We start from the raw sequence: 20,637 nt of genomic DNA on the forward strand, positions 1-20,637 counted from the left end.
CATGGACGCCGGGCTGTTCGCGCAGTACGTGGTGATCGCGATCGCGGTGCTCGCCAGCGCCGTGGTCGTTGCGCGCAAACAGTTCCCCGGCGGCGTGCGCCGCCTGCGTGTGGCCTGCGCCTTGCCGCTGGTGCGCGACGGCCGGCCGCCGTGGCTGCGCCGGATCGGCAAGGCGATCGCGCCGGCGCCGCGCGCGGCCGGGCCGAATTGCGCCGGTTGCGACAACTGCGGGCCGTCGGACTGAGCCCGCAATACCCGCCGGATCAAACGCAACGAAGCCCCGCCATGAGCGGGGCTTCGTTGTTTAGGCCGATTGGAACCCGGGACCGCTCAGAGTTTCGAACGCGGCAACTGCGGCGGTTCCTGCGTGGACGCGGCCTGCTGCTGTTGTTGCTGCTGCCCCTGCGTCTGGGTCGCTTCCAGCGCCACCGGCGGGTGCTTGCCGTCGGCGCCGAACTTGTAGGAGACGTTGATCTCCGGCCGTGCCACGTCCTTCATCGACTGGGTGAAATCGATCGCCGGCGTCAGCGAGCGGTCGTGCATGATGTCGTTCGGGCTGGAGGCGTGCGGCCATCAATTGCTGCGGCTGCGCAGGTAAGCCTGCACTTCCTGCAGATAGGTCTCGGCTTCCTTGCGGTGGGCCGGGGCGAGTTCGCTGCCGAAGCGGCTCTTGCCCTCGTGCAGTTGCACGTAGGCGGCAACGCTGCCGTCGTCGCGCAGGAAGTCGAAGATCGCGATGAAGTCGTTGGCCGCCGGCTCGTTGAAGGCGCCGGCGGCGCGCAAGGGGCTGAGGATGCGCAGCCGCTCGGTGAGGTTTTCCGATACCCGCAGCATCGCGATGTGCAGGGTGCGGTTGATCTCGTCGTACTCGACCGGCGGCGTGCCGGTCCATTCGTCCTGGCGCCAGGCCTTGATCAGGTCGGCCACCGTCGGCGCATCCAGGTCGGCGAGCATTTCGGCCGCGGCCTTGCCGATCCCGCGGACGGCGTGACGGTCGAACCAGGACTGCCAATCGTCGAACGATACCGGGCGCGCCGGCGTGGAATTCATGAAAGCTTCGTACTGCTCGTGGCTCAGCGTGAATCTCGCGTACAGCGAAGCGGGTTGCGACATCGAAAGGGGTCCTTTCCTGTTACCGACGCGCAGACGCCTCAGCGTCGCAGGCGCCCTTTGTTCGCGGCCTTATAGCCGACCGCTTCGAACGCTTCGACCGCCAGGGTGAAAGTACGTTCCTCGCCGGGGAGCAGGGCGCCGACGCCGACGACCTGGCGGGTGATCTCTTCGCCGCGGTCGTTGCGGATCGACAGCACCATGGAGTACTCCCACGCGCCGTCGCTCGGCGGGTGCCGAATCGTGCCCTCGACATGCAGCGGCGAGAATCTCGCCGCTGTCTGTTGCGATGCGTCCGAATCGAAGCGCAAGTGGTGCCGGCACGCCGGACAGACGCTCGCGCTTTCGAGGATCGTCGCCTTGCAATGCGGACAAATGCGCGTCGCCCCGGGCAGGCCCTGGCGGACGGCGCTCATGAGTCGGCGCCGGTCTCCGTCTTGGCGGCGCCGTTCTTGTCGCTCTTGCCGCCTTCGTTGCGCCCGCTCTCGTTGCGCGGGGCGGGCTTGGCGGCGTCCTTGTCGTCCCAGCCGAACTCGACCTGGCCGCGCATGCGCGAACCGGCCGCGACCGTCATCACCGCCGCCTTGACGTCGCCGATCATCGCGCCGCTGTCGAGCAGTTCGACGCGCTGCGCCGATTCGATGTTGCCTTCGAGCTCGCCGGCGATCACGACCTTGCGAGCGCGCACGCCGCCGTTGAGCTTGGCGCCGAGTTCGACGGTCAGGTCGCCGTCGACCTGGACGTCGCCCTTGAAGCGGCCGGCGATGCGGATGTGGCCGGAGCCCTGGATCTTGCCTTCGATCGACAGGTCGGAGGCGATCAGCGACTCCTTGACCGTTTCGCGTTCGACCGCGCGCGGGGCCGGAGCGGGCGCCGGCGTCGGTGCGGCCGCGTAGGGAGCGGGCGTGGGCGAAGCTTGTCCAAACGAGAATTCGGTGGCCGCGTCGGGTTCTTTCTTGAGCGCGGTTTCCGGCTGCAACGGCGGTACCGGATTGTCGCGCTTGGGCGGAGCAGGCTGATTGAAGATGGCCATGACGCGGTGTTCCTCAGGTCGGGGGATCAGGTGATGACACGCGTGAACTTCGGAGCCTAACACGCTGATACGACGCACCCACTGTGATGAATCTCACCAATCGGAGTTGCAGGAAACCGCGACTCGGATTCAGTTTTCGCAAGCGTTCGCGCAAATGCGAAACGACTCGGAAGCGCGCGCATTCAGCGAAACGGGGCGGTATCCCCGATGGCAAAAATAGTTCAGAAATCTTTCAGGCCGATGAACAGGCCAGCGGTGGCGCTCAAGCCGACAATACGCCCCGCACGATCAGCAGCAGCGCGGCGACCGCCAGCAAGGGGCGCAGCCAGCTCGCTTGCTCGCGCGCCGTCCGCAGGTCGGTGCGATGCAGGCTCGCGTAGTGCAGGTCCTGCAGGATCGGCGTCGCTACGCCGGCGAGCAGGTACAACGGCAGCCATGCGTCCGGCGGCCTGCGCAGTTGTTCGGCCGGCGTGCCGAACAGGATCGAGAAACAGTCCGGCAGGCATACCGCGACGACGAGCCCGGCGAACACGGCCCAGACCGTGCGATAGATGCGGCCGACGCCGCGCGCGATCATCCAGATCGCGGCCATGCCGACGAGGCACAAAGCGGTCAGGTCGGTCGTGAGCGGCGCCAGGAACATGGCGACGATGCCGAGCGCAGTGACCGACATCAAGGGACGGTCGCGATAGGACAGCACACCGGGATCGCCGTCCTTGGGCAACAACGGCAGCAACATGCGCAGGCAGGCGAGCAGCAACCAGGCCGCGCCGCCGATGAACCAGACTCTCGGCAGATCCCCGAGCAGGGAATTGCGCGGGCCGAAGGCGGCGAAGAAGCCGAGCAGCAACAGCGGATACAGCACGATGCGCGCCGCCGCGAGCAGCGCGCGCCGTACATCGATGCGTTGACGGTCGGTCGCCCGAACCCAGAAGTCGATGCTGTCCGGGTCGAGCCGCGCCGCCGCCAGTTGCGGGTCGATCTGTTGCAGGCTCGACCACAGGCTCATCAAGCGCGTCGGCAACATCGCGACCAGCGCGATCAATACCCGGCGCCAAGGTACGAAGGGGCCGAGCAGTTCGCGCATCAACATGCGATCCACCGGCCGGACGCGCGGCGACTGCATCAGCGCGACGGTCTGCTCGAACTCGTCGGCGGCCTCGGCGCGGCGCCGCGCCTGATGCACTCGTTCCTGCAGCCAGTCGTCCTGTGGGCCGACGCTGTCGAGGGCGAAGAAGACGGCGATCGTCCGCACCGATTCGGACGACAGCGGCGGGTCGGTCACGGCCAGCGCATGCGCCACCGGCGCGCGCAGGGCGTGTTTGAGGTCGAGCGAATACAGCGGCTCGAGTTCCGATAGCCAGCGCTCCAATGCGGCCGGACTTTGGCTGCTCGCGCGTTCCAGCAACTCGTCGAGGAAGGCGCGGCCGTCGAAGGCTTCGTTTTCGCGGGCGCCGTCGTCGTCGGGCGACGACGGCGGGCGCTCTTCCAGGGATGAACTTGGCGCGTAGGTTTCCGCGTCGGCCGGGTGGGCTTGCAACGCATCGGCCTGGCCGCTCTCGTCGTGTTCGTGTTCCGGCTCGAACCCGGAGTCGTCTTCGTCCTCGCCGACGCAGCGCCGATGCTCGGCATAAGCCAGGCAGTGCTGGTAGGCATCGTGCAAGTCCTGGAACCCGACCGGGTCCTCGTCCGGACGGGTGCGGCGCAGCTCGCGCGCATAGGCGCGCTTGATCTCGCGCTCGTCGGCGGTGGCGGCGAGGCCGAGGCGCTCGAACGGATTCATGCGCTATTCGCCGCCTTGATCACGCGCGCGATCGCTGCGAGCAGCATCAACAGGAAGAACAACACGCTTGGCGACAGAGCGAGCGGGTGCCGGCCGCGCTTGCCGGGACGAGGGGCGGGGTCGAACTGCAACCCGCGAAAATCCGCGCCGCGCGCCTGCGAATAAGCGCGCAGGTCGGCGACCGCGGGCTGCAGCGAGGCGGTACGCGGATGCACGGTGTCGAGATCGAAGAACGCCAGCACGATGTCGAGCTGGGCGATGTACAGCGAGGGTTCGTCTTGCAGGCGCGCGATCAGGAGCGGAGCGAGCGCCTGTTTGCGTTCGACCGAATACAGGTCCGGGTGCTCGCGCAGCCAGCGCTGGAGTTCCTGCGAAGTGTTCTCGCGCGCGATCCGCAGCAACTGGTCGAGGAAGGCACCGCTGTCGAAGGTCGCGCTGTCGAAGGGCGTACGGTCGAAGGCCCTGCCGGTAACGGTCGTGCCATCGAAGACGGGCATCGCCGTCGCGGCATCGTCGGCACGCACGCGCAGCGAGGGCAGGGCGTCGTCGCCGAGCAGTTCGTCGAGATCCTCGAACACCGCGGTCGCCGCCTCGGCCCGCGGCCGGCGTGCCCACTCCAGGCACTGCGCATAGGCCTCGTGCAAACGTTGGAACGCGACCGGATCTTCGTCCGGCCGGGTCTTGCGCAGTTCGCGCGCGTAGGCGCGCTTGACCTGGCTTTCGTCCGCGTCATGGCTCAAACCCAGGCGGGCGAACGGCGTCATGCTCAGGACTGGGCTTCGACCGCGTCGAGGTAGCGCGCGAACTCGGCCCGGTGATGGGCGATGAGCTCGGGATCCTGCATGTCGAGCGCACCGCGGAACTGCACCAGCGCATCCTGCAATTGTTCGCGCGCCCACAGCAGTTCTTCGTACAGGCGTTCGGCGCGCGCGATCAGGGCGATGTTCTCCTGTTGCTCGCGCGGGTGCACCTTGATCGCCGCCAACGCCGCCAGGCGTTCGCGGATCTCGTCCTGGCTGAGCACGCCGGGGTTCTTTTCCAGCACCACTTCGCGCTTGAGCCCGGTCGACAGGGCCACCGCCTCGACCTGCAACAGGCCGTTGATGTCGTAGGTGAAGCGCACGTCGATCGGATTCTCGTCGCGGCGCTTGGGCGGCAGCTCGATCGAGACCATGCCGAGGCGGACGTTGTGTTCGACCCGCGGGCTCTCGCCCTGGTAGATCTCGATCTCGACCGCGCGTTGCTCGTCGTAGGTCGGGAAATAGCGCTCGACCCGGCTCACCGGCACGGTGCTGTTGCGGTGGATGATCGGCGAGAAGATGCCGGTCGTGTAGCGGCCGTGGGTTTCGCGGCTGGTGCTGACGCCGAGCGTATGCGGGCACACGTCGGTGAGGATGATTTCCTCGAGCGATTCGTCGCGCGCCTTCATGCCGGCGGCGACACAGGCACCCAGGCCGATGGCTTCGTCCGGGTTGACGTGGCGCAGCGGCAAGCGGCCGAACATGCGCGAGACCAGGCGCGCGCTCAGCGGCATGCGCGAGGCGCCGCCGACCAGGACGATCTCGTCGAGCTGGCCGGGGCTGAGCTTGGCGTCGCGCATCGCCCGTTCTAGCGGCGCGCGCAGGCGCTGCACCAAGGGCTCGCAGATCCGCGCGAAGGCGGCCTCGTCGACGCGCCAGGCGCGCGGCTGGCCGGCCAGGCTCAGTTCGAATGCGACTTCGCTGCCGCGGGCCAGCTCGTGCTTGAGCGCTTCGATGCGGCGTTCGAGGATCGCCAGCTCGGTCAGCGCCAACTGGCTCGCGGCCAGGCCGTGTTCGCTGAGGAAGGCGTCGAGCAGGGCCTGGGAGAAGTCTTCGCCGCCGAGGAAGTTGTCGCCGGCGCTGGCATGCACTTCCATGATCCCGTCGAACAGCTCCAGGATCGAGACGTCGAAGGTGCCGCCGCCGAGGTCGAACACCAGATAACGACCGCCGCCGTCGCGCTGCTGCAGGCCGTAGGCCAGGGCCGCCGCGGTGGGTTCGTTGATCAGGCGTTCGACCTTGATCCCGGCCAGTTCGCCGGCGATGCGCGTGGCCTTGCGCTGGCTGTCGGAAAAATAGGCCGGGACGCTGATCACCGCCTCTTCCACGCGATGGCCGAGGTCGGCCTCGGCATCGGCGATCAGCGACTTCAGGATCAGCGCCGACAACTCCTCGGGGCGGAAGCGGTGCTTGCCGAGCGCGGTGACGCGGTCGGTGCCCATCCAGCGCTTGAATGCGGCGACGCTGCGCTGCGGGTGCGAGACCAGGCGTTCGCGCGCGGCCCGGCCGACGATGACCTCGTTGTGGTCGCCGACGCTGACCACCGAGGGGGTCAGCAGCGAGCCCAATGCGTTCGCGATCAGGCGGGGGCCGTCGGGCCCGTAGACGCCGATCAGCGAATGGGTGGTGCCGAGGTCGATGCCGACGATCATGCCTAGCAGTCCTTTGCAGCGGGATTACATGCGGAACACGCCGAAGCGGGTGCGGTCCTCGATCGGCGCGTTGAGGCTGGCCGACAGCGCCAGTCCCAGCACCCGGCGGGTGTCGGCGGGATCGATGATGCCGTCGTCCCACAGCCGCGCGCTGGCGTAGTAGGGGTTGCCCTGGCTTTCGTACTGGTCGCGGATCGGCGCCTTGAAGGCTTCCTCTTCGTCCGGCGTCCACACCTTGCCGGCGGCTTCGATGCCGTCGCGGCGCACGGTCGCCAACACCGAGGCGGCCTGTTCGCCGCCCATCACGCTGATGCGCGCGTTCGGCCACATCCACAGGAATCTTGCCCCATAAGCCCTGCCGCACATGGCGTAGTTGCCGGCGCCGAAGCTGCCGCCGATGACCACGGTGAACTTGGGCACGTGCGAGCACGCCACCGCGGTGACCATCTTCGCGCCGTCTTTGGCGATGCCGGCGTTTTCGTACTTCTTGCCGACCATGAAGCCGGTGATGTTCTGCAGGAACACCAGCGGGATGCCGCGTTGGTTGCACAGCTCGATGAAATGCGCGCCCTTGAGCGCGCTTTCGGCGAACAGGATGCCGTTGTTGGCGACGATGCCGACCGGATAGCCGTGGACGTGGGCGAAACCGGTGATCAGGGTCTTGGCGTAGCGCGCCTTGAATTCCTGCAGCTCGCTGCCGTCGACGATGCGGGCGATGACCTCGCGGATGTCGAACGGGCGGCGGGTGTCCTTGGGGACGATGCCGTACAGCTCCTGGGCGGCGTACAGCGGCTCGCGCGAGGCTTGCACGGTCACCGGCAGGGTCTTGCGGCGGTTGAGGTTGCCGACGATCTCGCGGGCGATCTGCAGCGCGTGGCGGTCGTCCTCGGCGAAATGATCGGCCACGCCCGACACCGTGGTGTGGACTTCGGCGCCGCCGAGCGCTTCGGCATCGACCACTTCGCCGGTCGCCGCCTTCACCAGCGGCGGGCCGCCGAGGAAGATCGTGCCCTGTTCCTTGACGATGATGCTTTCGTCGCACATCGCCGGCACGTAGGCGCCGCCAGCGGTGCAACTGCCCATGACCACGGCGATCTGCGGGATGTTCTCGGCGCTCAGGCGGGCCTGGTTGTAGAAAATGCGGCCGAAATGCTCGCGGTCGGGGAAGACCTCGTCCTGCAGCGGCAGGAACGCGCCGCCCGAGTCGACCAGGTAGATGCAGGGCAGGCGGTTCTCGCGGGCGATCTCCTGCGCGCGCAGGTGCTTCTTCACCGTCATCGGGAAGTAAGTGCCGCCCTTGACCGTGGCGTCGTTGGCGACGATCACCACCTCCAGCCCCTGCACGCGGCCGATGCCGGCGACCATGCCCGCGGCGGGCGCGGCGTCGTCGTACATGCCTTCGGCGGCGAGCGGGGCGATTTCCAGGAACGGCGAGCCCGGATCGAGCAGGGCGGCGATGCGGTCGCGTGCGAGCAGCTTGCCGCGCTCGGTGTGCTTGGCCCGGGCCTTGTCGCCGCCGCCGTGAGCCGCGCGCGCCAGGCGCGCATCGAGCTCTTCGACCAGCGCCTGGTGGTAGGCGACGTTGTCCCGGAAATCCTGCGAGCGCGGGTCGAGCTGGGAAGTGATCGCGGGCATTGCACGGCGGCCTGGTTCTTGGACGCGGCATGAAAACACAAAGCGTCGTTCGCGGCCAATCACTTTGGGCGATGCGGTGCAGTACTGCGCAATGCGGCAAGCGCCGCGCGCCGGCGTTTCGCGCAGCCTTCGGCGCAAAAAGAAAGGCCCGCTTGCGCGGGCCTCTCGAAGCAGCGTCAGCGCAAGCGGATTAGTGCTTGGCAGCTTCTTCCTTGGCCTTGTCGGCTGCGGCGTCGGCCTTGTCGGAGATCTTGGCAGCGGCGTCGGCGGTGGCGTCGGCAGCCTTGGCGGTCGCGTCGGCGGCGCCAGCAGCGGCGTCGGCAGCGGCATCGGCGGTCGCGGCAGCGGCGTTGTCGACAGCGGCGCCGGCAGCGGCGGCAGCGTCGGTGGTGGCAGCAGCGGCGGCGTCGGCGCCTTCGGCGACGGCGGTGCCGGCGGCGTCAGCAGCCTGGGCGGCGGCGTCGCCGGCCTGGCTGGCGGCGGCCGAGGCTTCGGCGGCTTCGTTCTTGGCTTCTTCGGACTTCGGGGCGCAAGCCGACAGGGCCAGGACGGAAGCGGCGAGGAGGACGTACAGGTGGGTCTTCATGAGTGTCTATCCTGAGGAGTTGTCTGAGAGAAAAAACGTGGAACGGTGATGTCAGGCAACGCCAGTGCGCGCAGCGGTCCGGCAAGCCGGCTCAGATCGTTCACTGACCTTACGGAAAAAGCCGCCGGAAACCGGCGGCTTTCCCGTTCGGCACGATGACTCGTGCCGGAACTAAGCAGTATCGCTTGCGCGATATTACTTCTTGGCTTCTTCCTTGGCAGCTTCTGCCGGAGCAGCAGCGTCCTTGGCAGCGTCAGCAGCGGCGCCGGCAGCGTCGGCAGCGCTCTTGGCGGCGTCGGCAGCGGCGTCGGCAGCAGCCGGGGTCGCAGCGTTGGCAGCGGCGTCGGCCGAGGTAGCAGCAGCGTCGGCAGCCGAAGCGGCGGCGTCAGCGCTGGCAGCAGCGGCGTCGGCGGTGGCAGCGTCGCCAGCAGCGGCGGCGGTGTCAGCAGCGGCCTGAGCTTCGGTCGAAGCGGCAGCGGCGTCGGCGGAAGCTTCTTCGGCCTGCTTCTGGTTCGAGCAAGCGGCCAGGGCCAGGCCCAGAGCCAGGGCGATCAGCGCCTTGTTGAAATTCATGATTCGGATTCCTCGTCGATTAGTTAGGCAACGCGCAGTTGCGCGCCGATAACATGATGACAAGCCGGTGACGTGTGTCAAGCGGGCTTGCCGGTTTTTTTTGTGCAACGCGTTTTTAACTATTTAGAGCAACTCTATCGCAATTGCGGTCGCTTCGCCGCCGCCGATGCACAGCGAAGCGACGCCGCGCTTGCCGCCACGCAGGCGCAAGGCATTGATCAGCGTGACCACCAGGCGGGCGCCGCTGGCGCCGATCGGGTGTCCCAGGGCGACCGCGCCGCCATGGACGTTGATCTTGTCGTGGGGGATGCCAAGGTCCTTCATCGGCGCCATCGCGACGCAGGAAAAGGCCTCGTTGACCTCGAACAGGTCGACGTCGGCGACCGTCCAGCCGGCCTTTTCGAGCACGTTTGAAATCGCTTTCACCGGTGCCGTGGTGAACCACTCCGGCGCCAGGGCATGGCCGGCGTGGGCGACGATCCGGGCCAGCGGCTTGAGGCCGCGAGCGGCAGCGTCGTCGGCCGACATCAGCAGCGCGGCGGCGGCGCCGTCGGAGATCTTCGAGGAGGACGCGGCGGTCAGCACGCCGTCCTTGCCGAAGGCCGGGCGCAGGCCGGGAATCTTGCTGACGTCGATCTTGGCCGGCTCTTCGTCGCTGTCGACGACGACATCGCCCTTGCGGCCCTTGACGGTCACCGAAACGATCTCGTCCTTGAAGTGGCCGGCGCTCTGCGCAGCCTGCGCGCGCTTCACGCTTTCCTCGGAATACGCGTCGATTGCGGCGCGATCCAGGCCGTATTTCTCGCAGGCGGCGTCGCCGAACACGCCCATGGCCTTGCCGTCGTACGGGTTGGTCAGACCGTCCCAGGCCATGTGATCGAGCATCTCGGTGCTGCCGTAGCGGATGCCGGTGCGCGAGTTGTTGAGCAGGTGCGGGGCATTGGTCATCGACTCCATGCCGCCGGCGATCACGACCTTGGCCGAGCCGGCCTTGATCAGGTCGTGGGCGAGCATGATCGCCTTCATGCCCGAGCCGCAGACCTTGTTGATCGTGGTGCAGCCGGCCGAGGTCGGCAGGCCGGCGTTGAGCGCCGCCTGGCGCGCCGGCGCCTGGCCGAGCCCGGCCGGGAGCACGCAGCCCATGATGACTTCGTCGACCTGGTCGGCGGCGACGCCGGCCTGCTCGAGCGCACCGGTGATCGCGGCGCTGCCCAGGGTCGGGGTCGGGACGCCGGTGAACTGGCCGAGGAAAGAACCGATGGCGGTGCGCTTGGCACCGACGATGACGACATCGCTCATGGCGGAACTCCAAAAACTGTGGCGTAGACGGAGACCGGCGCTTGGGCCGGAACCGCCGGATTATGCGGCGCCATGCTGCACCGCGGCAAATACCGGGGTCTCGGATAACGAAAAACAAACAATTGACCGTCTCCTGGTCGCGACGAAGCCGGCAGGCAGCTGAACGCTAGTGGGCCGAATCCGGCGGTTTCGGCCGCTCGGGCTGGCCGGGCGACCGCGGATCGGGCGCAGCGGGCTGGGCGAATACATCCGCAGCGGTGAGGCGGCGCAGGCGCGGACAGGTACCGACGAGGGTCGGCGTAGGCCCCGATAGTGCGCGTCGTGGCGCACATCGTTTGGCGAAATCTGCGCGAAAAACCAGCGGTTTCGATTGTCGTTGCGCGCGGCTTGGATTAAAACGAAGGCGACGCGCGGTCGTGTCGCAGGGGTGCGAACGGCGGGCCGTCCCCGACGGGGAGCTGAGCCATGAAACGATTCGGACCGGCAGCGCGATGCAGTTCGCGGCTGGCGCTGTGTGCGCTGAGCCTGGCCATCCTGAGCGCCTGCGGTGGCGGCGGAGGCGGCGGCGACGCGGTTCGCCCGACACCGCCGCCGGCGAACCCGCCGCCGACCACGCCGCCGCCGCCGAGTCCGTCCCAGCCGGCGGTCGACGCCCACCTGGCATTGACCAACACGCGCGCCGCGCATGCGCTCGGCCTGAGCGGGCAGGGCGTGCGCATCGGCGTGGTCGACAGCGGCGTGCGCCGCACTCATCCGGCCCTGGCCGGGCGGGTCGGCCCGCATCTGATCTACACCGATCCGCGCACCAACAACCACGCCATCGACGACGTCCTCGGCCACGGCACCTATGTCGCCCAGATCGCCGCCGGCACCGCGGTGGGCAACTGGCCCGGCGGCATCGCCCCGGGCGCGAGCATCGTCTCCGCGCGCATCCTTTCCGACGTGCGCCCGAACGACGACGGCTCCGGCCAGGGCAACGAAGCGCGCGACGCCGGCGGGCTCGACATCGTCTCGCGCGATCTCATGAACGCCGGCGTGCGCATCATGAACAACTCCTGGGGCGGCCTGTACTGGACCGGCGACAACGTCACCGTCAGTTTCATCAACGCCTACAAGCCCTTCATCGACAACGGCGGCCTGGTCGTGTTCGCGACCGGCAACGAGGCCAAGCCGCAGCCTTCCGACAACGCCTCGCTGCCGAGCCAGGGCGCCGGCGCGAACGTGCTCGAACGCGGCTGGATCGCCGCGGCCGCGCTCGACAGCAACACCCCGACCCAACTGGCGAGCTACTCCAACGCCTGCGGCATCGCCATGAACTACTGCCTGGTCGCACCGGGCAACGTCATCGCGACCGGCGTCAACGATGCGGTCGGCAGCCCGACCTACTGGGTCGTCCAGGGCACCTCGTTCGCCGCGCCGCAGGTGTCCGGCGCCGCGGCGCTGGTCTGGCAGGCATTCCCGTACTTCAACAACGACCTGGTGCGGCAGACCCTGCTCGGCAACGCCAAAGACCTGGGCGCGCCCGGCGTCGACCCGGTGTTCGGCCAGGGCCTGCTCGATGTCGGCGCCTCTGTGCGCGGCCCGCGCCGGCTCGACTGGGGCGATGTGCGGGTGTCGTTCGACGGTACTTCGACCTGGTCCAACCCGCTCAGCGGCGCCGGCGGCCTGATCAAGGAAGGCAGCGGCACGCTGCGCCTGGACAGCACCACCGCGCATAGCTACACCGGCACCACCGACGTCGCCGGCGGCGTGCTGCGGCTCGCCGACAACGCCTCGACGGTGTCGCCGACGACGGTGCGCGCGGGCGCTACCTTGGTCGGCGGCAACGGTGCGCGCATCGGCAACCGCCTCGACAACCAGGGGGCGGTGCGGGTGGAAGGCGCCAGCTTGCGCGTCGACAGCTACCAGCAATCCGCGACCGGGCAGTTGCAGTTCTTCATCGGCTCCAAGCTGGAAGTGACCGGCAACGCGAGCCTGGCCGGCAACGCCCACGTGCTCGGGCAGTTGCCGGGCTATACCCGTTCCAGCCGCGAAGTCTTCGTCAACGCCGGCAGCATCAGCGGCGCGTTCGCCTCGTTGACGACCGCCTCCAACGTATTCCTGGTCGCGGTGCCGGGCTATAGCAGCACCCAGGCCTGGCTCGACATCGTCTCGCTCAACATCACCGCCGCCGCGCAATCGATGGGCGTGCAGGGCGCCGCGGCCGCGGCCGCCGAACGCGTCGACGGCGCCTTCGACGAACTCGACCGCAACACGGTCGTCAGCGGCGGCCCCGGCGCGCAGGGCGCCTTCAGCGCCGCGGCCGGCGCCTTGCAGCAGTCGGCCACGCCGGAGATCGCCAAGCGCTCGCTGGCCAGCCTGTCCGGCGAGTTGCACAGCGCCGACGCCGCGTTCGCGATGATGGCGATCGAAGGCAACCGCCGCGCGCTGGAATCGCGCCTGGATGCGCAGTATCTGCATCCGAGCGACGGCGCCTGGGCCGACCGCATCGACGCCCAGCGCGCGACCGCCGGCCGCTTCGACCTCGACGCGAACGGCTGGATCGTCGGCCACGACCGCCGCCAAGGGGAGCTGCGCTACGGCGCCGCGCTCAGCGAAACCGACGGCTACGCACGCCACGAACTGCGTCGCGACCGCGAGCGCAACCGCCAGATCGAGGGCCAGTTCTACGCGGCCTGGAGCCGCGGCGGCCATTATCTGCTGGGCCGCGCCGCGCTCGGGCGCATGGATCGTCATCTCGAACGCGAAGTCATGCTCGGTGCCGCCGACTTCGGTGTCGGTACGAGTTACGCCAATCGCTATTTGCAGCTCGATGCGCAACTCGGGCATCGCTTCGAGAGTGCGAACGGCATGATCACACCGTATGTGGGCGTGCAATCGGTGCGCCTGGACCGCAGCGGCTTTGACGAACCCGGCGCCGCCGGCTTCGGCCTCAGCGCCGGCGACTCCACCTTGAGCGCAACGCAGGCACTGGTGGGCGCGCGGATGCAGCGCGAATGGCGGATCGGTTCGGCCCTGCTGACCCTGGACGGCCGCGCCGAATGGCAGCGGACCTTGGCGCAGTCGGGCGATTTCATCGACGCCCGCTTCACCGCCCTGGACGTGTGGTCGCCGATCGCCAGCGAGCCTTTGGCCCGCGACGTCGGCGTGTTCGGCCTGGGCCTGAGCACCCGCTTCGGCCGCGGCAGCGTGCTGCGTTTCGACTTCGATCAACGCAGGGAGCGGGGCGAGGACTATTTGCGCGCGTTCGCGACGTGGTCGGTGCCGTTCTGAGGGAAGGGGGCTGAGCGGGTTCCCCAAAGCCCCTTTTTGTCGAAGAGGGGGCTCCTGGTGCGGCGCGATGGATTCCTGGCGCTGCGCGGAGCGGGGAAAGCAAATCTCCCCCAGCCCCTCTTTTTCAAAGAGGGGAGTTGATCGGTGTGATCTGGACGAGGCGTAACTGCGCTGCCGCGCAGGACCACCCGCGCAGCGCCACGAACCATCAAACCACCGCAGAAAAGCTCCCCTCTTTGGAAAAGAGGGGTTGGGGGAGATTTGCTCTTCGCGAGTCATCGACGACGACGCGCCCCATGCCAAGGGCATACAAAAGACAACGTCCCCCAAACAAAAACGCCGTCGCAACCGCAACGGCGTTTTGCTTTACCCAAGCACCCCGAGACTCAGCTCTTGCCGTCGAACAGCTCGCGGCCGATCAGCATGCGGCGGATCTCGTTGGTGCCCGCGCCGATCGCGTACAGCTTGGCGTCGCGCAGGATGCGGCCGGTCGGGTACTCGTTGATGTAGCCGTTGCCGCCCAGGGTCTGAATCGCTTCCAGCGCCACCTGCACTGCGGCGTCGGAGGCGTGCAGCAGGCACGAGGCCGCATCGACGCGGCTCTTGTAGCCGGCGTCGAAGTCGCGTCCGACCTGATAAGCGAAGGCGCGGCTCGACTGCAGCGCGGTGTACATGTCGGCGATCTTGCCCTGCATCAGGCCGAAGGTGCCGATCGCCACGTCGAACTGCTTGCGCTCGCGCACGTAGGGCAGGGCGATGTCGAGCGCGGCCTGCATCAGGCCCAGCGGGCCGCCGGTCAGGACCAGGCGCTCGGTGTTGAGGCCGCTCATCAGCACCTTGACGCCGTGGTGCACTTCGCCGAGCACGTTCTCGGCCGGGATCTCGCAGTCTTCGAACACCAGCTCGCAGGTGTTGGAGCCGCGCATGCCGAGCTTGTCGAGCTTCTGCGCGGTGCTGAAACCCTTCATGCCCTTCTCGACGATGAAGGCGGTCATGCACTTGCTGCCGGCGTCCTTGCCCGCGGTGCGCATGTACACCACCAGCACGTCGGCCTCGGGGCCGTTGGTGATCCACATCTTGTTGCCGTTGGCGACCCACACATCGCCCTTGCGCTCGGCGCGGCAGCTCATCGAGCCGACCACGTCGGAACCCGCGCCCGGCTCGCTCATCGCCAGCGCGCCCTTCCACTCGCCGCTGCACAGCTTCGGCAGGTACTTCGCGCGCTGCGCCTCGTTGCCGTTGGCATAGAGGTTGGACACGCACAGGTTGGAGTGCGCGCCGTACGACAAGCCGACCGAACCGGAGGCGCGGGAGACTTCCTCCATCGCCACCAGATGCGCCAGATAGCCCATCTCGCTGCCGCCGTATTCGCCCGGCACGGTCATGCCCAGCAGGCCCATCTCGCCTAGTTTCGGCCACAGGTCCTGCGGGAACGCGTTGTCATGATCGATCTGCTCCGCGCGCGGTGCGATCTCGGCTTCGGCGAAACGGCGCACGGCATCGCGCAGTGCATCGATCTCTTCACCCAGGGGAAAACTGCGCATATCAGCCCTCGTAACGAATCAGCGGCCGCCCGTTGAGCGGTTGGATGTTGCGGTTGTTGCGGCGGTAATGGGACAGGAACGCCTGGATCTGCGCTTTAGACATCGTCACCGGCGCGGGCAGCACGTACCACTCCACATTTTCCGACAACGGCGGGGTCGTTAGCGAGCCCAGGTAGTGATAGTAGGCATGCGATTTCGGTAACAGCGCCTCGATATCGATCTCGCGCTGCGCCGGTGCGTCTTCGCGCTTGCCCGGCTTGAGGTCGTCGATCACCTGCTGGGCGACCGGATTGGCGGCGCCTTCGGCATACATCACGCCGACCACGGCCAGGCGTCCGTCCTGGGCCTTGAACACGAAGTGGCCTTCGAGCGGGAAGTGTCTGCCGTCGAGGGTGTGCTCGCTCTGGGCGTGGAAGTGGAACTGGCTCAGGGTGAAATGACGGCCGCGGATGGTCGCCTCGGTCAGGTGAGTGTCCACCTGAACTGCGTGGCCGTTGTCCTCGACCGAGTCGATCGCGCTGCGCGTATGGGTGAATTCCAGGCTCCGCGGCTCGTTGTCGGCGGCCGGGATCGCCGAAGCGGTGACGATGTCGATCGGCGACTGCGCCTTGTCGCGCGCGGCCTGCCATTGTTCCTGGCGCTCGTAGTCCAGGGTTTCGCCATGAGCCTGGGCCGGTGGTGTCGCTTCGCCCGCCTGGGCGGCGACGGCGACGGCCATGATCACGGCGGTTGCGATGAAATGTTTGCGCATGGCGAGCATCCCGTTCATTGCACGGATTGTGGTGGAAGCCGCGTTAGTGCTGTGACCTGGCGACGCGCTTGCGCGCATTCAGCAAAACGCAGCAGCGGGGCGAACCCCTACCTCAGATACGACGACGGGGCCGATGGGCCCCGTCGTGGTGTGGCTCAGTGGCCGCTGCGGATGCGTCCGCGGAAGCTCGGCGTCGACCGGCCCATCGGCAGCTTGAGCTTGCCGATCGCGCTGATGCGCTCTTCGGCCAGGCGGTCGGCGGCGGTGTAGGTCGGGATGCTGTCGCGTTCGGCGATCTCGAAGATGCGGCCGAGGTTGTGATAGATCGTGCGCATCATGCGCATGGCGCGCTCGCGGTTGTAGCCGTCGAGTTCCAGCGCGACGTTCATCACGCCGCCGGCGTTCACCGCGTAGTCCGGCGCGTACAGGATGCCGCGCTTGGACACTTCGTCGCCGATGGCGTTGTTGGCCAGCTGGTTGTTGGCCGCGCCGCAGATGATCTTGGCCTTCAGGCGCGGCAAGGTCTGCTCATTGACGGTGCCGCCCAGCGCGCACGGCGAGTACACGTCGGCAGGCACGTCGTAGATCTCGTCCAGGCCCACCGCTTCGGCGCCGTACTCGGACACGGCCTTGTCGACCAGGCCCTTGTTGATGTCGGTGACGAAGATCTTCGCGCCGCGCTCCTTGAGCAGCTTCACGAATTCCATGCCGACGTGGCCGAGGCCCTGCACGGCGTAGCTGTACTTGCCGACTTCCTCGTCGCCGAAGCGCTTGTTCAGCGCCGCCATCAGGCCCTGCAGGGTGCCGTAGGCGGTGAACGGCGAGGGATCGCCCGAGCCGCCGTGGACCTGGTGCACGCCGGTGACGTACTCGGTCTCGCGGTACACGTATTCCATGTCGTTGACGTCGATGCCGACGTCTTCGGCGGTGATGTAGCGGCCGCCCAGCGAGTCGACGAACTTGCCGAAGGCGCGGAACAGCGCTTCGGACTTGTCGGCGGCCGGGTCGCCGATGATCACGGCCTTGCCGCCGCCGATGTTGAGGCCGGCGACTGCGTTTTTGTAGGTCATGCCGCGGCTCAGACGCAGTACGTCGTTGAGCGCGTCCTGCTCGGTCTTGTACGGCCACATCCGCAGGCCACCCAGCGCCGGGCCGAGCACGGTGTTGTGGATCGCGATGATGGCCTTCAGGCCGGCGTCCTTGTTATGGCAGAACACGACCTGCTCGTGGCCGAAGGTGTCGAGGGTTTCGAAAATCATCGGGTGCTCCGGACCGGCGCGGCATTGCGCGAAGCGCTAAGGACGCCTGGTGGTGGTAAGTCGTTGAATGGAAATGGATTCGCCTGTACGCCGCAACCGCTGGGGCCCGCCGTAGGGGCCGTAGTCTAAAGCAATCGGGCAATACGGCTAGGTATTGCAGGGGCGGGGCAATCGTGGCTGGAACGGGCCGCGTGAGGGCCTGCGCAGACGGGTTTACGGCGGCTTTCGGCGCGTTCGGCCAGCGCATCGCACAGGCGCCGATCGCCATGGCGGCCGCGGCTGTCATCGGTGCGACCGACTCGCGCCGCCACAATCGCTGCGCGTCGGCCGGCCCGGGCCGCGATCGAGCCCGCGGCGCGCGCTTTGCCGGTGTTGTCGTTTCGCCGCCAGTCCGCGTCGGGCGCCACCGAGCCCGCCGCGTTCGCGGCGGACCTTTGTCCGCCGCGGCGCGGCCAGGCCGTTTTCTGCATTGCGAATCGATATTTTCAGGACCCGTCATGACCATAGCCCGCAAAACCGCGCGCCGCGCACGCACCGGCACCACGCTTCGCCACGAGGCCTTCGAGGAGTCCGAACTCGAAGTCACGCCGAAGGCCGGTGCCGGACGGGTCGAGCGCAGTGCGGCGCGGCGCCGCTTGCTCGATGCGCGTCCGGACACCGCCGATTTTCGCGACCGCATGTTCGAGCCGACCCTGATCGACGTGCCGGTGCGCATTCCGCTGTCGGAGCACCTGAAACTGCGTCTGCCGGTGCTCGACCAGGGCGATGAAGGCGCTTGCACCGCGTTCGGCCTGGCCGCCGTCGCCCACGCCCTGCTGCGCAAGCGTGCGCCGCGCGCCAAGCTGGCCGCGGTCAGCACCCGCATGTTCTACGACATGGCGCGACGTTACGACGAATGGCGCGGCGAAAGCTATTCCGGTTCCAGTTGCCGTGGCGCCATGAAGGGCTGGCACCACCACGGCGTATGCACGGAAAAGGCCTGGCCCTACCAGTCCGGCACGGCGATGGAGACCTACACCGAAGCGCGCGCACGCGACGCCGCGCAGCGCCCGCTCGGCGCCTATTTCCGGGTCAACCACAAAGACCTGGTGGCGATGCACGCGGCCTTCGCCGAAGTCGGCGTGCTGTACGCATCGAGCGCGGTGCACGAAGGTTGGGACGACCCGGCGCGCGGACGCATTGTCTGGGCGCAGCAGGAACTCGCCGGCTATCACGCCTTCGCCATCGTCGGTTACGACGAAGGCGGTTTCTGGATCCAGAACTCCTGGGGCAAGGACTGGGGCCGCGGCGGCTACGGCTATATCGGTTACGACGAATGGCTGGAGCGCGGCACCGACGTGTGGGTCGCGCGGCTGGCGGTGCCGGTGCGGCTGCACAGGGCGCAGTCGAGCGCGATCAATCATTCCAGCGTCGCCCGCCAGTCCACCGGCTATTCGCAGGCCGATCTGCGCCCGCACATCGTCAGCCTCGGCAACGACGGCGCCTTGCGCGACGGCGGCCGTTTCGGCACCACCCTCGACAACGTCCGCAACCTGATCCGCGACGACCTGCCGCGGATCACCGCAGGCTGGAACAAAAAGCGCGTCATGCTGTATGCCCACGGCGGCCTGGTGCCGGAGCAGAGCGCGATCCAGCGCGTCGCCGATTACCGCGAAACCTTGCTCGACCGGCAGGTCTATCCGCTCGCCTTCGTCTGGAAGAGCGACGTTTGGAGCACCCTGGGCAACATCCTGCGCGACGTCGCCCGGCCGCGCAGCGAGGGCATCGTCGACAAGGCCAAGGACCTGCTGCTCGACCGTCTCGACGACACGCTCGAACCGCTGGCGCGCGTCGCCGGCGGCAAGTTGTTGTGGGACGAGATGAAGGAAAACGCCTTGCTCGCCACCACCGCACGCGTGGCGCTGGCCAACGGCGGCGCCCAGGAAGCCGGCGGCGCGGCTTTGGTCGCGCGCCTGCTCGGCGAATGGATCGACCACGATCCCAGTGTGGAGTTGCACCTGACCGCGCACAGTGCCGGCTCGGTGTTGTTCGCGCCGCTGGTGCAGTTGCTGACCTGCGACGGCATCGTGCCGGGCGGCCCCGCGGTCGGCATGCGCGGCCTCGGCCTGAAGATCGAAAGCGTGGCCTTGTGGGCGCCGGCGATCACGGTCGAACTGTTCTTGCAGACTTATGCCCCGGCCTTGCGCAGCGGCGCGATCAAGCGTCTGTCCTTGTTCACCCTGACCGACAAGGCCGAGAACGACGACGACTGCGCCGACATCTATCACAAGTCCTTGCTGTATCTGGTCGCGCATGCGCTGGAAACCCAGGCGCGCAGTTGGATCAACCGCGCCTACCGCCACGGCACGCCCTTGCTCGGCATGGCGCGGTTCCTGGAAAAAGGTGGCGAGCAGGGCAATGCCGAACTGCGCGAACTGATCGACAGCGGCCGCATCGACTGGATCCAGTCGCCGACCGCGGGCCTGCCGCCGGGCTCGCCCGATGCTTCGACTGCGACCTCGCATGGCGGCTTCGAAGACGACCGCGCGACCCTGGCCGCGACGCTCGCGCGTGCCCTCGGCCATGCCACCACCACCGCCAGTTTCGACCTGCACCGGTCCGATGCCGGCAACGCCGACCGCCGCAACGCCATCGCGCGCGCGGTCAAGTCTTGAAACATCGAAGGCGCTGCGAAGGAATGCGGCGACAGCGGAAGGTGTGACGCGTCCAATATCGCGACGCGTCACACCCGGCGGAAGTCGCGCCGGCGAGAGCAGCACCCGGCGAAGATCAGCGATGGGCCCAGTAGCCGTCGCGGAAACGCCAGGCCGGCCCGTAGGGATGCCAGCGCGGCCCTACGTACACGTAACCGCGGCGCGCCACGACATAGTGGCCGCCGACCCAGCGATAACCGCGGCCGTCCCAGCGCCAATGCCCCGGCGCCCACACATACCCCGGACGCACACGCACCCGCTCGTAGCGCGGCGGGGGCGGTGCCACCCGCACGTTCACATCCACATACGCACGCGCCTGCGCTTGCGGCGCATGCACGCCTGCGAGCGATGCCACCCCGAGCACCGCCGCCACCATCAAAGGACGCATAGCCATACCGTTCTCCTCGAACCCGGCGGCCACCCGCCGGTACCGAGGACAACGCGGTTGCCGTGACACCTGTTGACCTCGCAGCGCAAGACGTTCAGACACGCTTCGGCTTAAGGGTAGGAGCGGCGCAAGCCGCGACCGCGTACCTGCACGCTCGCGTCGTCACCGCCTGCAACCGGATGGCCTTTCGCGTCGCCCGCAACGACTGTGCCAGCCTTCATCTTCGCGCCGCTATCGGGCAACCCCGCGGTCGCGGCT

The 20,637-nt window shown here is 67.9% G+C and carries 18 protein-coding genes; 3 read left to right on the top strand and 15 right to left on the bottom strand.

The window, feature by feature from the left end:
* The first annotated feature begins 1 nt into the window (after position 1).
* Positions 2 to 244 (top strand): DUF6587 family protein, encoded by a 243-nt coding sequence (locus ACTJJK_RS20060; protein WP_031373351.1) that lies wholly within the window; start codon positions 2 to 4, stop codon positions 242 to 244.
* Positions 245 to 330: 86 nt separating this feature from the next.
* Here ACTJJK_RS20060 and ACTJJK_RS20065 read toward each other — a convergent pair whose 3' ends face one another.
* From ACTJJK_RS20065 to ACTJJK_RS20115, 11 genes are all read right to left on the bottom strand, one after another.
* Positions 331 to 543, bottom strand: a complete 213-nt coding sequence (locus ACTJJK_RS20065) for a hypothetical protein (protein ID WP_440731076.1) — start codon at positions 541 to 543, stop codon at positions 331 to 333.
* 30 nt (positions 544 to 573) lie between these two features.
* The gene (locus tag ACTJJK_RS20070; RefSeq protein ID WP_031373353.1) at positions 574 to 1,113 is read right to left on the bottom strand and encodes a hypothetical protein; all 540 of its coding nucleotides are present in this window, start codon (positions 1,111 to 1,113) and stop codon (positions 574 to 576) included.
* 38 nt (positions 1,114 to 1,151) lie between these two features.
* Entirely contained in the window at positions 1,152 to 1,526 is a 375-nt protein-coding gene (locus ACTJJK_RS20075) for a hypothetical protein (RefSeq protein ID WP_031373354.1), read from the bottom strand.
* Positions 1,523 to 2,143: a bactofilin family protein gene (locus tag ACTJJK_RS20080; protein WP_051885265.1), complete on the bottom strand. Its 621-nt coding sequence runs from the start codon at positions 2,141 to 2,143 to the stop codon at positions 1,523 to 1,525. Before ACTJJK_RS20080 ends, ACTJJK_RS20075 begins: the two co-directional genes overlap by 4 nt.
* Before the next feature lie 262 nt (positions 2,144 to 2,405).
* The gene (locus ACTJJK_RS20085) at positions 2,406 to 3,926 is read right to left on the bottom strand and encodes a hypothetical protein (RefSeq protein ID WP_440731077.1); all 1,521 of its coding nucleotides are present in this window, start codon (positions 3,924 to 3,926) and stop codon (positions 2,406 to 2,408) included.
* Complete coding sequence (locus tag ACTJJK_RS20090; RefSeq protein WP_440731078.1) at positions 3,923 to 4,690, bottom strand: J domain-containing protein; 768 nt, start codon at positions 4,688 to 4,690, stop codon at positions 3,923 to 3,925. Before ACTJJK_RS20090 ends, ACTJJK_RS20085 begins: the two co-directional genes overlap by 4 nt.
* Positions 4,691 to 4,692: 2 nt before the next feature.
* The gene (locus ACTJJK_RS20095; RefSeq protein WP_031373358.1) at positions 4,693 to 6,378 is read right to left on the bottom strand and encodes a molecular chaperone HscC; all 1,686 of its coding nucleotides are present in this window, start codon (positions 6,376 to 6,378) and stop codon (positions 4,693 to 4,695) included.
* A 24-nt stretch (positions 6,379 to 6,402) separates the two neighbouring features.
* Positions 6,403 to 8,013, bottom strand: coding sequence for a carboxyl transferase domain-containing protein (locus ACTJJK_RS20100; RefSeq protein WP_031373359.1), 1,611 nt, complete (start codon positions 8,011 to 8,013; stop codon positions 6,403 to 6,405).
* Between the two features lie 190 nt (positions 8,014 to 8,203).
* The gene (locus ACTJJK_RS20105; protein ID WP_031373360.1) at positions 8,204 to 8,599 is read right to left on the bottom strand and encodes a hypothetical protein; all 396 of its coding nucleotides are present in this window, start codon (positions 8,597 to 8,599) and stop codon (positions 8,204 to 8,206) included.
* 195 nt (positions 8,600 to 8,794) lie between these two features.
* Positions 8,795 to 9,172, bottom strand: coding sequence for a hypothetical protein (locus ACTJJK_RS20110; RefSeq protein WP_031373361.1), 378 nt, complete (start codon positions 9,170 to 9,172; stop codon positions 8,795 to 8,797).
* Positions 9,173 to 9,295: 123 nt separating this feature from the next.
* Complete coding sequence (locus ACTJJK_RS20115; RefSeq protein WP_440731079.1) at positions 9,296 to 10,471, bottom strand: thiolase family protein; 1,176 nt, start codon at positions 10,469 to 10,471, stop codon at positions 9,296 to 9,298.
* Between the two features lie 465 nt (positions 10,472 to 10,936).
* Here ACTJJK_RS20115 and ACTJJK_RS20120 point away from each other — a divergent pair, with 465 nt between their 5' ends.
* Positions 10,937 to 13,744 carry a S8 family serine peptidase gene (locus ACTJJK_RS20120; RefSeq protein ID WP_440731080.1) on the top strand — a complete coding sequence of 936 codons (2,808 nt, stop codon included), beginning with the start codon at positions 10,937 to 10,939 and terminating at the stop codon, positions 13,742 to 13,744.
* Positions 13,745 to 14,130: 386 nt separating this feature from the next.
* On the opposite strand, the gene ACTJJK_RS20125 is transcribed toward ACTJJK_RS20120, so the two are convergent.
* From ACTJJK_RS20125 to ACTJJK_RS20135, 3 genes are all read right to left on the bottom strand, one after another.
* On the bottom strand, positions 14,131 to 15,288 hold the full coding sequence (locus tag ACTJJK_RS20125) for an isovaleryl-CoA dehydrogenase (RefSeq protein ID WP_031373364.1): 1,158 nt from the start codon (positions 15,286 to 15,288) through the stop codon (positions 14,131 to 14,133).
* Position 15,289: 1 nt separating this feature from the next.
* A complete protein-coding gene (locus tag ACTJJK_RS20130; RefSeq protein ID WP_440731081.1) occupies positions 15,290 to 16,039 on the bottom strand; it encodes a carbonic anhydrase in 750 nt (249 codons plus the stop codon).
* A gap of 155 nt (positions 16,040 to 16,194) precedes the next feature.
* Positions 16,195 to 17,298: a Glu/Leu/Phe/Val dehydrogenase dimerization domain-containing protein gene (locus tag ACTJJK_RS20135; protein WP_031373366.1), complete on the bottom strand. Its 1,104-nt coding sequence runs from the start codon at positions 17,296 to 17,298 to the stop codon at positions 16,195 to 16,197.
* A gap of 497 nt (positions 17,299 to 17,795) precedes the next feature.
* Here ACTJJK_RS20135 and ACTJJK_RS20140 point away from each other — a divergent pair, with 497 nt between their 5' ends.
* On the top strand, positions 17,796 to 19,952 hold the full coding sequence (locus ACTJJK_RS20140; protein WP_440731082.1) for a C1 family peptidase: 2,157 nt from the start codon (positions 17,796 to 17,798) through the stop codon (positions 19,950 to 19,952).
* 115 nt (positions 19,953 to 20,067) lie between these two features.
* Here ACTJJK_RS20140 and ACTJJK_RS20145 read toward each other — a convergent pair whose 3' ends face one another.
* The gene (locus ACTJJK_RS20145) at positions 20,068 to 20,385 is read right to left on the bottom strand and encodes a YXWGXW repeat-containing protein (protein WP_440731083.1); all 318 of its coding nucleotides are present in this window, start codon (positions 20,383 to 20,385) and stop codon (positions 20,068 to 20,070) included.
* Positions 20,386 to 20,637 lie beyond the last annotated feature (252 nt).

Origin of the sequence: Lysobacter sp. 22409 (assembly GCF_052045105.1) — a bacterium.
In the GTDB taxonomy this organism is placed as follows: Bacteria; Pseudomonadota; Gammaproteobacteria; order Xanthomonadales; family Xanthomonadaceae; genus Lysobacter; species Lysobacter antibioticus_B.